Source organism: Pseudomonas trutticola BRTCR10 (assembly GCF_056155105.1).
In genome coordinates this window covers 2,894,380-2,907,102 of record NZ_CM149552.1, presented here as the reverse complement: position 1 = coordinate 2,907,102, position 12,723 = coordinate 2,894,380, and the positions used below count along the sequence as shown (strand labels likewise).

The 12,723-nt window shown below is 55.0% G+C and carries 18 protein-coding genes; 9 read left to right on the top strand and 9 right to left on the bottom strand.

Annotated elements, in window-relative coordinates; translation table 11 throughout:
* The first annotated feature begins 273 nt into the window (after positions 1 to 273).
* From ACVVH8_RS13010 to ACVVH8_RS12980, 7 genes are all read left to right on the top strand, one after another.
* Entirely contained in the window at positions 274 to 705 is a 432-nt protein-coding gene (locus tag ACVVH8_RS13010; RefSeq protein WP_103307130.1) for a bleomycin resistance protein, read from the top strand.
* A gap of 61 nt (positions 706 to 766) precedes the next feature.
* A complete protein-coding gene (locus ACVVH8_RS13005) occupies positions 767 to 1,252 on the top strand; it encodes a GNAT family N-acetyltransferase (RefSeq protein WP_475230636.1) in 486 nt (161 codons plus the stop codon).
* Positions 1,249 to 1,677, top strand: a complete 429-nt coding sequence (locus tag ACVVH8_RS13000) for a hypothetical protein (protein ID WP_401297233.1) — start codon at positions 1,249 to 1,251, stop codon at positions 1,675 to 1,677. Before ACVVH8_RS13005 ends, ACVVH8_RS13000 begins: the two co-directional genes overlap by 4 nt.
* Before the next feature lie 67 nt (positions 1,678 to 1,744).
* On the top strand, positions 1,745 to 2,653 hold the full coding sequence (locus ACVVH8_RS12995) for an alpha/beta fold hydrolase (RefSeq protein ID WP_315448711.1): 909 nt from the start codon (positions 1,745 to 1,747) through the stop codon (positions 2,651 to 2,653).
* Positions 2,654 to 2,788: 135 nt separating this feature from the next.
* On the top strand, positions 2,789 to 2,983 hold the full coding sequence (locus tag ACVVH8_RS12990; protein ID WP_103307124.1) for a hypothetical protein: 195 nt from the start codon (positions 2,789 to 2,791) through the stop codon (positions 2,981 to 2,983).
* On the top strand, positions 2,980 to 3,306 hold the full coding sequence (locus ACVVH8_RS12985) for a low molecular weight protein tyrosine phosphatase family protein (protein ID WP_475230633.1): 327 nt from the start codon (positions 2,980 to 2,982) through the stop codon (positions 3,304 to 3,306). The genes ACVVH8_RS12990 and ACVVH8_RS12985 overlap by 4 nt, the downstream gene beginning before the upstream one ends.
* A 52-nt stretch (positions 3,307 to 3,358) precedes the next feature.
* A complete protein-coding gene (locus tag ACVVH8_RS12980; protein WP_103307122.1) occupies positions 3,359 to 3,517 on the top strand; it encodes a DUF2986 domain-containing protein in 159 nt (52 codons plus the stop codon).
* A 14-nt stretch (positions 3,518 to 3,531) separates the two neighbouring features.
* Here ACVVH8_RS12980 and ACVVH8_RS12975 read toward each other — a convergent pair whose 3' ends face one another.
* The 5 genes from ACVVH8_RS12975 to ACVVH8_RS12955 form a co-directional block, all read right to left on the bottom strand.
* The gene (locus tag ACVVH8_RS12975; protein WP_475230630.1) at positions 3,532 to 4,224 is read right to left on the bottom strand and encodes a M24 family metallopeptidase; all 693 of its coding nucleotides are present in this window, start codon (positions 4,222 to 4,224) and stop codon (positions 3,532 to 3,534) included.
* 125 nt (positions 4,225 to 4,349) lie between these two features.
* A complete protein-coding gene (locus tag ACVVH8_RS12970) occupies positions 4,350 to 4,661 on the bottom strand; it encodes a hypothetical protein (RefSeq protein ID WP_401297238.1) in 312 nt (103 codons plus the stop codon).
* Between the two features lie 70 nt (positions 4,662 to 4,731).
* Complete coding sequence (locus tag ACVVH8_RS12965) at positions 4,732 to 5,280, bottom strand: hypothetical protein (protein WP_475230627.1); 549 nt, start codon at positions 5,278 to 5,280, stop codon at positions 4,732 to 4,734.
* Positions 5,281 to 5,482: 202 nt separating this feature from the next.
* Positions 5,483 to 6,199 carry an SAM-dependent methyltransferase gene (locus ACVVH8_RS12960; RefSeq protein ID WP_475230624.1) on the bottom strand — a complete coding sequence of 239 codons (717 nt, stop codon included), beginning with the start codon at positions 6,197 to 6,199 and terminating at the stop codon, positions 5,483 to 5,485.
* 139 nt (positions 6,200 to 6,338) lie between these two features.
* The gene (locus tag ACVVH8_RS12955) at positions 6,339 to 6,788 is read right to left on the bottom strand and encodes a hypothetical protein (RefSeq protein ID WP_475230622.1); all 450 of its coding nucleotides are present in this window, start codon (positions 6,786 to 6,788) and stop codon (positions 6,339 to 6,341) included.
* A gap of 458 nt (positions 6,789 to 7,246) precedes the next feature.
* Between ACVVH8_RS12955 and ACVVH8_RS12950 the strand changes: the two genes are divergently transcribed.
* Both ACVVH8_RS12950 and ACVVH8_RS12945 read left to right on the top strand, forming a co-directional pair.
* Entirely contained in the window at positions 7,247 to 7,609 is a 363-nt protein-coding gene (locus tag ACVVH8_RS12950; protein ID WP_475230620.1) for a DUF6124 family protein, read from the top strand.
* Between the two features lie 472 nt (positions 7,610 to 8,081).
* Positions 8,082 to 9,065 carry an LLM class oxidoreductase gene (locus ACVVH8_RS12945; RefSeq protein ID WP_043862986.1) on the top strand — a complete coding sequence of 328 codons (984 nt, stop codon included), beginning with the start codon at positions 8,082 to 8,084 and terminating at the stop codon, positions 9,063 to 9,065.
* A gap of 415 nt (positions 9,066 to 9,480) precedes the next feature.
* Here the strand turns inward: ACVVH8_RS12945 and ACVVH8_RS12940 are convergent, their stop codons facing one another.
* The 4 genes from ACVVH8_RS12940 to ACVVH8_RS12925 form a co-directional block, all read right to left on the bottom strand.
* Positions 9,481 to 9,783, bottom strand: a complete 303-nt coding sequence (locus tag ACVVH8_RS12940; protein WP_071495702.1) for a putative quinol monooxygenase — start codon at positions 9,781 to 9,783, stop codon at positions 9,481 to 9,483.
* A 226-nt stretch (positions 9,784 to 10,009) separates the two neighbouring features.
* Positions 10,010 to 11,110: a low temperature requirement protein A gene (locus ACVVH8_RS12935; RefSeq protein WP_103307113.1), complete on the bottom strand. Its 1,101-nt coding sequence runs from the start codon at positions 11,108 to 11,110 to the stop codon at positions 10,010 to 10,012.
* Positions 11,111 to 11,208: 98 nt separating this feature from the next.
* Positions 11,209 to 11,748 (bottom strand): DsbA family protein, encoded by a 540-nt coding sequence (locus ACVVH8_RS12930; protein ID WP_475230617.1) that lies wholly within the window; start codon positions 11,746 to 11,748, stop codon positions 11,209 to 11,211.
* Positions 11,749 to 11,759: 11 nt separating this feature from the next.
* A complete protein-coding gene (locus ACVVH8_RS12925) occupies positions 11,760 to 12,302 on the bottom strand; it encodes a redoxin domain-containing protein (protein ID WP_078047885.1) in 543 nt (180 codons plus the stop codon).
* Positions 12,303 to 12,723 lie beyond the last annotated feature (421 nt).

Sequence of the window (12,723 nt, the reverse complement as noted above, 5' to 3'; positions counted from 1 at the left end):
GAGACCTTCTCGAAGGCACTGCCGAATGCTTCCACATGGCACTCGACTCCCAGCGGATTGAGTGCCCGATTATTGGCTGCACAGGGGAGAATTCAATGTACAGATTCCGTCAGAAAAGCAACCCAGCCCCCAGCCGCGAGCGGAATCTGCGCCCTGCCTGATACTCATCTCGAGTAAAGTGTGGCGAATGGGCCTTCTGAACTGTCACCCTCTGTGATGTTCGATTTAAAGAGGCTGCCAGTGGACTGCACGACTCGAAAAGGACGTCATCTCATGTTTCATCGCAACAGGCTGGTGCCAGAGCTCATGGTGACTCACCTGGAGGAAAGCCTGGCTTTCTGGGTCGCTTGTCTGGGTTTCAGCATCGCTTACCAACGCCCCGAAGACGGCTTCGCCTATCTGGACCTGAACGGCGCTCAAGTCATGCTTGAGCAAGTCGATCCGCACGCCGGTCAATGGCTGACCGCAGCGCTGAGCAAACCCTTTGGCCGGGGCATCAATCTGCAAATTGACGTTGAAGCGGTCGCCCCTGTCATCCACAGACTGGAGCAGGCAGGCTTTGCACTTTTCCGGGCATGCAAAGATACGTGGTACCGGGCGGACAACGTCGAGGTCGGCCAGCGCGAGTTTATTGTTCAGGACCCCGATGGTTACCTCATCAGGCTGGTGGAGCGTCTGGGTGAGCGGCAGGTCAGCTCAATCTGAAGGCACGCCATTGCCCAGTTCTCACTGCGGCCACTCAACACTCTCAAGGAAAATATCCATCATGGATGACACCATCACTTACCGGCTCGCCACCGCCGAAGACGCTCTGACCTTTTGCGAGTTGGGTCAGTTGCTAAACGCTGTGCACCACGCCGCCCGTCCCGATATCTACGCCGCGCCCACTGCAGACTTTTCCCGCGACCTGCCGCATTGGTCGGGGGTGTTCGAGAAGCCGAATCAGGTCGCCTTCATCGCTCACGTCGGTGATCAGCCGGCGGCCTTCATTACCGCCAATCTTTCGGCAAGCGCCGGGCCACTGATGCAACCGCAAAATGTCCTGCGCATCGGCTCGGTGTGCGTGGCGGAGCGGTTTTCCGGCAAAGGCATTGGTCGGGCGCTGATGCAAAGGGTCAAGGATTGGGGCATCGAGCATGACGCTCAGGACTTGCGCCTGACGGTGTGGCCGTTCAATGAACGCGCGGCGCGTATGTATGCGGAGTTCGGCTTCGAGCATCGCGCAGTCGAAATGGGGATGCGTCTGGCATGAGCAGGCAAAAACGACTCGCCCTGATCGTCTTCGGTTTATTGCTGTTCTACGCCGGGCTATGGACGGCCTCAGACTGGTGGGAAAGAGCGCTCGCCAAGCCGGACGGGGCCGCGGATATCAGCCCCGACGGCTGCGTGCGTGTCCAGCAGTTCAGACCCCATTGGCTGTTGTTCAATTCCTTTCATCCTCAGTTCCACCCGGACGATCCGCAGGATCGGACGTGGTTCGTCAGTTGGGAGAGCCCGGCGTTTTTTCGTTTGTACGACAATCGCAATGGCCAGTTGCTCGGGGAGAGCGAAATCTATGATCTGGTGGCTTATGGCGGACCACTAATCTGGGGTTATGGCCCTTCAAGCACCGTGTACGTCGGCATGATCCAGATCGGCACCACACCGTCAGACTGCCCGGGCAATCATCAAGGCTAGCTCTCCAATTCGACTACGCTGATCGAGCGCGCTTACTTCCTGCGCTCGTCTGATTGGAGACACCGACATGACTCGCTCTCTGTTGACCGCCCTGAGCCTGCTCGCCCTGAGCTTTGCGGCCCATGCTGACATCACTCCATTTCCTGCGGTGTTCCGGGTTCAAGAGATCCCCGTCGACGGCGCGACAATGCACGTGCGCGTCGGTGGCAAAGGCCCGGCCGTGGTGCTGTTGCATGGCTTCGGCGATACCGGCGACATGTGGGCACCGCTGGCAGCGGATCTGGCGCGTGATCATACGGTGGTGGTACCCGACCTGCGTGGCATGGGTTTGTCGTCGATCCCTGAAACTGGCTACGACAAGAAGACTCAGGCCGGTGACATTCGCGCGGTCTTGAGCGCCCTGAAAATCGAGCACTCGGTGGTCATCGGCCACGACATCGGCACCATGGTCGCCTTCGCCTATGCCGCCCGCTATCCAGAGCGGACCGAGCGTCTGGTGGTCATGGACGCGCCGGTCCCGGGGATCACGCCGTGGAACGACATCGTGCGCTCGCCGATGCTCTGGCACTTCGACTTCGGCGGCGCTGACATGGAGCGTCTGGTGGCCGGACGCGAGCGCATCTACCTCGACCGTTTCTGGAATGAATTCGCCGGCACCCCGGCGAAAATCGACGAAGACACCCGCCAGCATTACGCCAAACTTTATGCGCGCCCCGGCGCCATGCACGCGGCGTTCGCGCAGTTCCGCAGCATTCGCCAGGACGCGACCGACAACGAACCCGTACTGCAAAAGCGCCTGACCATGCCGGTGCTGGCCGTGGGCGGTGAGAAATCCTTCGGCAACAACGAAGCGATCGTCATGCGCAACGCCGCGGACAAGGTCACTGAAGTGGTGATTCCGGGTGCGGGGCATTGGTTGATGGAGGAAGCGCCGGCGCCGACAATCAAGGCTGTTCGGGACTTTATTTCGATGTGAGGGAATGGCGGTGTTTTTGCTGCGCATGCCAAACGCGAAGAACTCAGCAACTAGTCACGGCCCCGATTCACGCTTAACATACCCGCAACTCGTATTACCGCGGCTGCTGAACCCGGTACTCACGAGGAAACAATCATGCAAAGAACCCGCGCCTGGCGACGTAAACAGGCCCGTAAATGCGGCAATGGCAAAGCGGCCGATCCGCTGAAGTTCAAGCCGGAAAAGAACTGGAAGTTGATATACACCCGTTCTGACAAGCTGGTCAGGGCGCGCCAGCTCGGCATGCCCTATCCCATCCGCACCACGCGCCAATTGTTGGATCAAGAGTGACCAATCTCCTGTTCATCTGCAGCCGCAACCAGTGGCGCAGCCCCACGGCGGAAGCCATCTGGCGCCGCCGCCCCGGCTTCGACGCCCGCTCGGCCGGCACCAGCCCCAATGCACGCAAACCGGTCGGCCCGGCGGATATCCGCTGGGCCGATGTCATCTTTGTCATGGAACGCAAACACCTGAATCGCTTGCAGGCCGAATACGCCCGGTTACTTGAGTACAAGCCGATCCACACGCTGGATATTCCGGACGATTATCGCTACATGGATCCCGAGCTGATGCGCATCCTCGAAGACACCGTGACGCCCTACCTCAACACCTAGGCCATTGGCTTGCACCACTGCCCTACAGCACTGACAAATCGAGTGAAAAAACATGAATCGCCAGAAAAAACTGCAGCAGCTGTTCAAGGAAAAGGCCAAAAAGGCCAACGCAAAACTGGCCCCGAAAAAGCCTAAATACATCAGTAAGGCCGAGCGCGCGAAACTGGAAGCCGAGGCTAGTTCGGAGTCGGTGGTTTCGTCCGAGAGCTGATTCAGGTATCTGCCCTACAGTTCACAGGGCGCACCGTCCTCGTCGAAGTAGTAGATGTTTTCATGCTTGTAACCCCACTGACCGCCGTGCAAACGGACATGCGGTTCGAACGTGAAACAGGACACCTCACCCAGTTGCCGGTGATTACCCGATTCAATGTAGAGCCTTTGCTCCCGTCGCTCGCAGATGCTGTGACCGACGTTGCCAAGGAAGTCCAGATTCTCGCAACCGATATCGAGAACAGCCTCATTAGCCCACTCATACAAGTCGTTAAACGTGGTTTCAGGACGAACAAATTGCAGCATGTGCGCATGCAAGCGCTGTTGCACCGCGTATCCGCCAGTGAACTCCTCACCCACCGGCATCGTTCGACACACTCCATCTTCAACGTAAAACGAACGAGCACAATCACCCCAGATATCGCCTGATCGCGGGCTGAGATCGACGGTTATCAGGTTATATAAGCCGACCTTTTCTTCACTGGGCTGATAATCGCGGCCGGACACTGAAAGCAGGCTACGCGACCCCAAAAGTACGAAGGCCGGGCAATCGTAGTACCAGGTTTGCGGGTACCCCGCGTGCGCCAGTCGGTCGGCGGCGAACTTCGCGATAGAGGCTTCTGTAGAGCCTGGGATGATGTGATCAACGAGTTGGGCGAGAACGGATTTCGCCGCTGCCTGGACGAGTCGATTGCGTGGCGCGGGCATGAACGGAAGCTCCTTTTATGATCGGTTCGATTAAAGCTGATTGAGTATCCGTAACCACTTTCCTCCTTGCCGTCGACCAGCGTTTATTAGCTGACACAGCGTACTCGCTCACTCAAGCACTGCTTTCAGGCTCTGATCTCTGCCAAGTAATTTTTGAGCTTTTCGTACTCGTCAAAAGTCACCTCGTAAGTGACGAGGATCTTCTGCCCCGGCAGTGGTTTAAGCGCCAGTAGTCTGTGCAAAGACTGCCACGCCCACACTAATAAAATCAGAAACACCACGTAGACAAGCAGATAAATACTGAAGACAAATATAAGCTGCGAACCATCACTGAAATCCAGAAGCGACGAAAGATAGATCAACGTGTTGGTAGCGACTATAAACAACAGCATAAAAATCCATAGCAGAAAGTTCCGCACACCAACTGACAGTTTCATATTTCTCATTTTCGGGACCTGAATGGCTAAACGTATAAAAATTCAAAGAAGCGCTCATCGAGCATTTAAATCAAATGCCTGTCGACACGTAATACCACCCCCCACCCATCTCGGTGACAATGGCTTTTTCTGCCTCGTCAGGCTGGTATTTCGCGAGTGGTGAATAGACATAAGACGCGTAACAGAGAAAGCACGAAAGATCGATTTGCGCGAACGACACACGGCCTTGCGCGGACTCAACGCTGAGTCTTATAGGGGCTATTTTTGCTTTTTTCGCCGCCTCCCTGGCTTTGGCAAACAGCGCCGTGCCTGATTCATCAAACGGCGTTTTCTCGTCGCCGACTCCACAAGTCGAGGCGGTCGAGTTGGCATACTCCGCCGACTCGACACGTACACTCTCACACCAGTCCTGGTCCTGATAATAAGAAATTCCATATCCGTTAAATGCAGTGACCAGAGTATCCAGCCGGGGCACCATTTCGGGATCCGTTGAATCAGCCGTTGCGTAGAGAGCAACTACAATCAAAGCCAGTATTGCGGCGATACCCAACACCAACTTAATCAAAACCGAGGCCAGGTATTGAATCGTGCAGAGCAGAATATGGGCTGTCGATTTCATGAAACGCATCATGACGACTTAAAAACTCCGGCCAGCGAAAACAGCACGCAATTCGGTAGTTTCACCGGCGTGACTTCTTTCATTTTGTGAAGGCTTGGGTATAGCGGGAACAGGCACACTTCCATATTCACTCATCAATCATCCTTGTTCGTCCCGGGAGAATCCTGTCCCGGGAGTGCGGCGCAGAGGATACACCATCCGCTCAGTCCCTTTTACACGTCAGCCACGCTCCCCAGAACAGACTGCTGAAAAACCGGGTCGCCTCGCCAAACCCCGCTTCATGCAACAGCGCTTGAACTGCCGCTTCGGAATGCGGCGGATCCGCACCTTGCAGAATCTTGCCAAGCTTGGCACTCACCTCCTCCGCACTGGCACCCTGCTGCCGCCAGCGCTGCCCCCACGCCGCCAGCAACAACGGTTGGCTGGCGTAAGCGTAATGATTGCCCGCAACGATCAACGGAGCGCCGGGTTTGAGACGAGCCTGAATGGACCGCAAAATGGCTCGTTTGGGCTCATCGCCATTCAGATGATGCAGCACACCGATCAATGTAGCCGCGTCGAACACCTCATCCGCCGGCAAGTCGTCGACCAGCCCAAGCCGCACCGTCGTTCTATGTCGCAAACCATGGGCCTGCAACTGCTGCGTCGCGGCGTCCAGCATCGGCTCGGAAGGATCGATCGACGTGAAGTGCCAGTCCGGCTCCAGCGACGCCATCGCAACGATTTCCTGAGCTGTACCGCCAGCGCCGACCACCAACACGTTTGCCGAGGGCGAGTGGCCGAGTTGGGCGGCCAACATGCACGCCGCGAGATCGTGGCAGGCGTCGTATCCGGTCAGGGCGATGCGGCTTTGTCTGGCGTATTCGTTGGCGCGGGAGGCGTCGAATTTATCGGCAGGTGTGGGGGCGGATGCGTTCAATGGGCGATTCTCCTTGGCTTTGCAGCAAGGTACGCCGAGGGGTGGGATAAGAAAAATGCATTGATTTTATGTGGTGCATTCCCATGAGGAATGCACAGTTCAAGCACGTCACCATCCGTGCGCCTCTTTCTGCTGAGGCTTACTCGATCACTGGACGCTTGATGCCGCGAATGGCATTGCGGCAATCCTCCAGCAACTCCTCCCGAAACGGCTCGATGTCCTGCCACTCCATCAGTTGCTTCAACTCTTCAGCCGCGACTCTCAGCGGCTGCCATTGCGCATGATCAAACATGAACCAGTCATCACAGTGAAAAGCCGCTTCCGTCAGACCATTACATTGCTCCCACAGACTTTGCAGTCGTGTTCTGATGTCCATCGGCAACGCACTGGCGCACGCTGTCAGCGTTCTTTCCAGCGGCAGCATCACTTCCGACCATGTCTCACAGGCCGGGCAGTACGGAATCGCCCCTCGCTGCTCTTCCGGCGTCATGGCAAGGAAATGTAGAGCCAGAAGCCCCTCGCACACAGCAAAGACCCGGCCGTACTCATCCTGGCCAAACCACTCCCACATCGTTGCAGAAAACCCCATCACCCGACTCCGGAAAACCGTTCACCCCATGCACCGACCTTGGCGGCGGGAATGCACTTTAACAGTGTGCTTTTGGCAGCGATATTCAGTGCTTGTTTAAGGGATTCCGGGGAACGTTTAAATGACACGCCGCGTTACGCCCAGAAGGCTACAACATCTTGCGTCGTTGCCTACGACTACGCCAGAATCCGCCGGCTTGTGCGCCTGGAGGGTGAGCCCTATCGTTCATCGGTCACTGAAAAGCAGTGATCGGGTTTGGTAGCCCGTCTTCCACATGGCGTATCGCGTCACGTATCGCAGATGCTTTCTGGCATCCGCTTGATGGTGGCCATGCGCAGGGCGTCTTCGGGCGCGCCGGTTTTTCCATGTGGGCCGGTCTACCAACCTTCGTATGGCCGCCACCCCTCGTTTGGTAGCGAGAGTGGATGGCTCCTTTAACCACATATGGAGTTTCATCTATGTTCAAACCAACGCCGAACCCACCAGAAACCGACCCGGCCTCCCCTTACGAATCACCCGATTCCAAGAAATTCCACGACGCGGCAGAACGCGCCCTCGACCATTACCTCAAGCCTGCGGCCGCGATCATGGCTGCGCCGTATAAACCCAGCACAATGTTTCTGGTTGATCCGGAGGCCGATGCAGAGTCGTTGCTGGCAAACGCCTGCGAATCGTTGGCCCCGGCGAGTGTCATGCTGGGTGATGTCGCCGGGCTTGTGGATGGGCCGATACGCAAGACTTTGCTGGGCATTGCGCAGGTGGTGATGCTTGGAGAGTTGGCGGTGAATCGGGCTTTGGACAAGGTTGATGTAGCTGGGTAGTTGCGGTCATTCTGTGGCGACTGGTTTATCCGTCGCCACAGAACAACGCCACGCCTAGTGAGCCTTGTAAGTGACTGCTTTCGGCCAATAGCGGCCGTTCTAGAATGGCAGGAAACGACCGATAACTGCCTTCGATACGCGACTTTCGCCCGTCAGCGGCTCGATTGTAAGAATATGGCGGAGAGCTGCAAAACCGCCTACGCTTATAGAATGATTCCTCGAACGCCTTGCCCATCTGGTGGTATAGAGCCGAGAGATCTGACTTCCTTTGACCGTCCGCTTAACACCCACCCGGACCAACCCGCGCCTATCGCCAGCAACTGCCCCCTGAGTCCGGTCCACACGACCAGCAGTACGGCGCAACGGGTAAAAGCCAGACCCAGTCCCCCCACCTGCCGTTCAAAAGCGACCGATGCCGCAGCACCTCTGGAAACGGGGGCGCTGTTCACGTTCTGTCATGAGGTCAATCCGTATGTATCGGCCGAGCACGATTCCTTACCAGCAGCATCGAGGGTTCAGCCGAACCTTCACTCAGGGGCATTTGAGCCTTGGATTATTCTTTCCCATGGAGGCGTTCGACGGGGACACTCCGAGCATGCTCAACCAGGTCACACTGGCTAAACAAGCCGAGGCGCTGGGCTTCTGCGCGCTCTGGTTTCGCGACGTGCCGCTTCGCGACCCTGGCTTCGGGGATGTCGGCCAAGTCTTCGACCCCTGGGTTTACCTGGGTTATATGGCCGCCCATACCTCGGAGATTGCACTTGGCACCGCCTCCATCGCCATCCCGCTGCACCATCCCCTGCACACGGCCAAGGCGTCAGCCAGCGTCGATCAGTTGAGCACTGGTCGCTTGATTCTGGGGGTTGCTTCGGGAGATCGGCCAGTGGAGTTTTCGGCGTTTGGCGTCGATCCCGAAAGGCGTGGAGAAATCTTTCGAGAACACTACGAAGTGATTCGCCGTGCCCACAGCACCAGTTTTGAGCCCATCCACTGGAGCACTGGTGAAATGCAAGGCGCAGACCTGATTCCGAAACCTACCACCCAATTCATTCCAATGCTCGTGACCGGCAACAGTCGCCAGTCACTGGATTGGATCGCGCGTGAGAGCAACGGATGGATCAACTATCCACGCATTCCGAACATGCAGCGGCTGGTCGTGGAAGATTGGCGACTGGAGGTCACGAAACAATGTGGTTCTGTGTATAAGCCCTTTACTCAGTCGCTGTACATCGATCTCGATGAAAATCCGTCAACGCCACCCACACGTATCCATTTGGGGTTCAGACTTGGACGTTACCATCTACGATTTTTGCTGGAGTCGCTTGAGGAAATCGGCGTGGACCACGTCATTCTCAATCTCAAATACGGCAAGCGCCCTGCGGTGGAAGTTATTGAGGAATTGGGTACGCACATCGTTGCGCAGTTCGGAGTGCAGCCGCGTCAGGCAGCTCATTGAACATCGGTCACTGCTACGCCGACGAATGCTCACTTGACGAAACCATTAGGTGTCACGGCGCGGATGACCTACGGTTCTATATCAATGATGGAGATCTTCGCGCCATGAGCGACCGGTGCCCGGCAAGCAATCTACCCTACCCAGCCTAAACCCGTGATGAGCACATTGCCTTGCAGATTCTGTGCGGCTTCCACGCCGTCCATGGACACGATTTGCGCGCGTATCCTTTCACTTATACCGAGCGCGCGAGCATGGCATGAATCCTGGACACGGCACTTTAGCCATGACATTTATCTTCAATACAGGTGTTTTGATTGATCACCGCCCGGAACAGCAGCAGGCCCAGGCTATCCTGATTTTCACAAAATACATCGTGGGCCTCCCAGTACTGACTGGAGCTTCCTATTGGGTTTGCTTAGCCGGGTACCTTGGCCGCAAGGACGTCAACCTTCTCGATTGATGGCGGTTCGGCAAACAGCTCGGCAGCGTTTGCCATAAGCGCCGCCGCGACCTTGCCCGAAAGATGAGCCTGCCGGCCCGCTTCATCCGGGAATGCGTCAAAGATGCCAAAGGTAGACGGCCCCAAGCGGATTCCAAACCAGGCTGTAGTGGCTGGCTCCTCCTCCACTAAAGGAAGGCCGCTCAAGAGAAAGCGCTCCACCTCTTTCTCTTTCCCAGGTTTTGCTTCCAGACGAACGAACAACGCTACTTTGACCATGACGTGGCTCCTGTTGTAACGATGCGGCTGGTGCTATCTGGTCGCAATAGCTAAAAGGGGCATCCGACTATTAACTATGGTCGACGACACCAGGATTACAAACCCAAAGAGACCAAGGGTAGCGTCGCATGTCGCTCGGACACTGAGAATGACGTAGTAGGCAGCGCGCAAACCGCAGACCAGCCGCGTGATCACTTTTCCCGAGCTGTGGCCTGATAATCAAGACTCAACGATATCTGAAATTCAGGAGAACATAACAAATCATGGTGACTGTCAAGCCGACCAATATGTACTCGACACGTGGTAGAAATATAACTAACCCACCTAAAGAAAACACGATCAAGGTGTTTTGCAGTATGTATTTCCTTATTCGACTCACAGCTATGAAATAGCCATATTGCTTCCCCAGGAAAAACAAGACCATGCCGGTGATCGACATAATCTGGAAATCGCGCATCGCAATGTCGTTCAGGATCGCATGCCTGATCAAATTTGCCAGAAGTGCCAGCCCCATAAAAAGAAAAAGGTGCGAGTAGATTAAGGCGTGCCCACTCATACTGCTTTGATGTTTGTTCAGTAAGTAAAAACTATCAAAATAGATCCACCAGATACTGCAAATCATGATAAATCCGGTGATGGCCGCCATCACATTATAATAACCCCATTGAATGTTAGACAGGCCTCCGGAAAGGCTAATAATTGACTCCCCCAATAAGATTAGGGTGAGTAGGCCTATGCGCTCAACCAAATGTTCCGTGTGTGCTGGCAACGGCTTTAGTTTAGTCCAGAAAAATACAGGAAACAGAATATCAAGAACAATCCCAATATAAGCAACAAGGTAACGCAAGGGCGGGTCAAAAATAACGGATGAAAGACTAATAACTGCGCTAACTAATAGGGCGAAACCAAGCCTTGAGGAAAGTTCGCCGCGAGAATCGAGTTTACTAATGGATGAAATGTACATAACACTGATGATCGCTCGTATACCAAAATAGCAGGCAATAATAAGCGGGTAGTTCACTTCCAGGTCTTCCCCAATCCGTGCCGATAGCACAATGAGCAGGAGCATTATGAACAATGTTGCCAAACGGTGAAGATTACTGTCTGTATCGAACCTGTTGGAGTAAATCGTGTGACTGGACCAGATCCACCACAACGGTACAAAAAGCAGTAAGAATGTCCATAATTGCTTATGTTCAAAGTGGCCGTCATGAACATGTCCGAGAGTGTGCGTAACCTGGCCTATCGTAACAACGAAAGTCAGGTCAAAAAACAACTCCAACCATGTGGCGTGTCGATTTTCTTCATAATACTTCAAAGATTTCATTAGTTGCCGGCTCCGTGTCCACCTCTTTAATGTAAAAGGAAGCTAACGTTGGTTTTTCCTCGGCTCCGATGTGGGTGATGCCAAGCCGATTTGGCTCTCTAGCGATTTCGTCCACGCACTAACAAAAGCTCAATCATCTGACTCATCCCGATGAACTCTGGAACTCCGTCATAGCGAAGCCCGTCAATGTAAAACGCTGGGGTGCCATTCACGCCGCTGCGTACACCGCCATTGAAATCGGCTTGTATTTTGGGAATGTAAGTATCCTCTTGCATTGCAAGATCGAATTCCTCCCTGGGAAGGCCGTGTTTGAGAACGATGGCGCGATACAGCGGCAGGCCCAATCGATCCTGATTTTCGTACAATTCGTCGTGGGCCTCCCAGAAGAATCCTCGACTCCCGGCATACTCAGCGGTGACCGCTGCACCCAATGCATGGGGGTGAGCGGTGGTCAGAGGGAAGTTACGGAACACAAACAGCAAGTCATCGCGAAAATGCTGTTGCAGATTCTTGACCATCCAATAAGCTTCACCGCAATAGGGACATTCATAGTCGCCAAATTCCACCAAGGTGACCTTGGCATGCGCACTTCCCTGGCGATGGTCGTTGGCACTTACCGGGACTTTGAGAGTGGCCATGTAATCACCTGTTAATTTTTGGTTGGCGTGCTTTGTGGCGAATTCACCAGAGCATCCAGCGCATCCAGAATGCCGTCCGCCCCAGGGTTGATTGCCATTGGTGAGACGTAGCTCCAGGCGACCACCCCCTCCTTGTCAATCACGAACAGTGCCCTCTTACAAACTCCGAGCTGGGACTCGTACGCTCCATACTGTCGTGCCACCGCCCCTTTGGGCTCGAAATCGGCCAGCAGGCTGAAGTGGAAATTTCGATCTTTGGCAAAGGCCTGATGACACCAGGCGCTGTCAACCGAGATACCCAATAGCACCGCACCATATTCTCTGAAGGTGGGTAACAACTGGTTGTACAAGGTCAGTTGGTCACCACACACCGAAGTCCAGTCAGCGGGATAAAACGCCAGTATCACGGGATTTCCCTTTAGCTCACGCAGCGACAACTGTTGATCAGGGGTTGCGTGAAGAGTGAAGTCGGGCGCGACAGTGCCGGCCGGCAGCGGACCCTGAACCAGGTCGCCATTGGTTTTTTGTGCATCATCTAACTCTGAAGTATTCATTGCTTGAACCTTGATAGATGGGTGGTTGGGATGTGCTCAGTGGGATACGACGTGCCCGGCGGGATAACTCCATCCACCATCAAGGGGAAAAAAAAAGACAACACTGCCTCGATCTCAGCCTGAGCCTGAGTAATTTCGGCAGCGAAACGTTTACGTTCCGCATCAAGGAACACAAGAAGATCCGCCGTGTAATCGCGGAATTGGATTAGGCCAGGTTGGCAGGGGAATGGTCGGATTCGCTCTGGCTCACCAATGACTATAGTCGTTGATGACGCTTACCGTAGTAACTGAACGAATTTTCGGTACCCTCCAGTGCCAACAACAGTCACGCGCTTAATGCGTCCACGGCCAGGCGTGTTGAGCAGAGCTTGGGTCTAAAGCGCTCAGTTTCCCAAACGCTTCTAGACCCGGCAAAAGATCT

Coding starts and splice junctions, on each gene's coding strand:
- ACVVH8_RS13010 (WP_103307130.1), top strand. CDS start 274: ATGTTTCATCGCAACAGGCTGGTGCCAGAGCTCATGGTGACTCACCTG.
- ACVVH8_RS13005 (WP_475230636.1), top strand. CDS start 767: ATGGATGACACCATCACTTACCGGCTCGCCACCGCCGAAGACGCTCTG.
- ACVVH8_RS13000 (WP_401297233.1), top strand. CDS start 1,249: ATGAGCAGGCAAAAACGACTCGCCCTGATCGTCTTCGGTTTATTGCTG.
- ACVVH8_RS12995 (WP_315448711.1), top strand. CDS start 1,745: ATGACTCGCTCTCTGTTGACCGCCCTGAGCCTGCTCGCCCTGAGCTTT.
- ACVVH8_RS12990 (WP_103307124.1), top strand. CDS start 2,789: ATGCAAAGAACCCGCGCCTGGCGACGTAAACAGGCCCGTAAATGCGGC.
- ACVVH8_RS12980 (WP_103307122.1), top strand. CDS start 3,359: ATGAATCGCCAGAAAAAACTGCAGCAGCTGTTCAAGGAAAAGGCCAAA.
- ACVVH8_RS12975 (WP_475230630.1), bottom strand. CDS start 4,224: ATGCCCGCGCCACGCAATCGACTCGTCCAGGCAGCGGCGAAATCCGTT.
- ACVVH8_RS12970 (WP_401297238.1), bottom strand. CDS start 4,661: ATGAAACTGTCAGTTGGTGTGCGGAACTTTCTGCTATGGATTTTTATG.
- ACVVH8_RS12965 (WP_475230627.1), bottom strand. CDS start 5,280: ATGAAATCGACAGCCCATATTCTGCTCTGCACGATTCAATACCTGGCC.
- ACVVH8_RS12955 (WP_475230622.1), bottom strand. CDS start 6,788: ATGGGGTTTTCTGCAACGATGTGGGAGTGGTTTGGCCAGGATGAGTAC.
- ACVVH8_RS12950 (WP_475230620.1), top strand. CDS start 7,247: ATGTTCAAACCAACGCCGAACCCACCAGAAACCGACCCGGCCTCCCCT.
- ACVVH8_RS12945 (WP_043862986.1), top strand. CDS start 8,082: ATGTATCGGCCGAGCACGATTCCTTACCAGCAGCATCGAGGGTTCAGC.
- ACVVH8_RS12940 (WP_071495702.1), bottom strand. CDS start 9,783: ATGGTCAAAGTAGCGTTGTTCGTTCGTCTGGAAGCAAAACCTGGGAAA.
- ACVVH8_RS12935 (WP_103307113.1), bottom strand. CDS start 11,110: ATGAAATCTTTGAAGTATTATGAAGAAAATCGACACGCCACATGGTTG.
- ACVVH8_RS12930 (WP_475230617.1), bottom strand. CDS start 11,748: ATGGCCACTCTCAAAGTCCCGGTAAGTGCCAACGACCATCGCCAGGGA.
- ACVVH8_RS12925 (WP_078047885.1), bottom strand. CDS start 12,302: ATGAATACTTCAGAGTTAGATGATGCACAAAAAACCAATGGCGACCTG.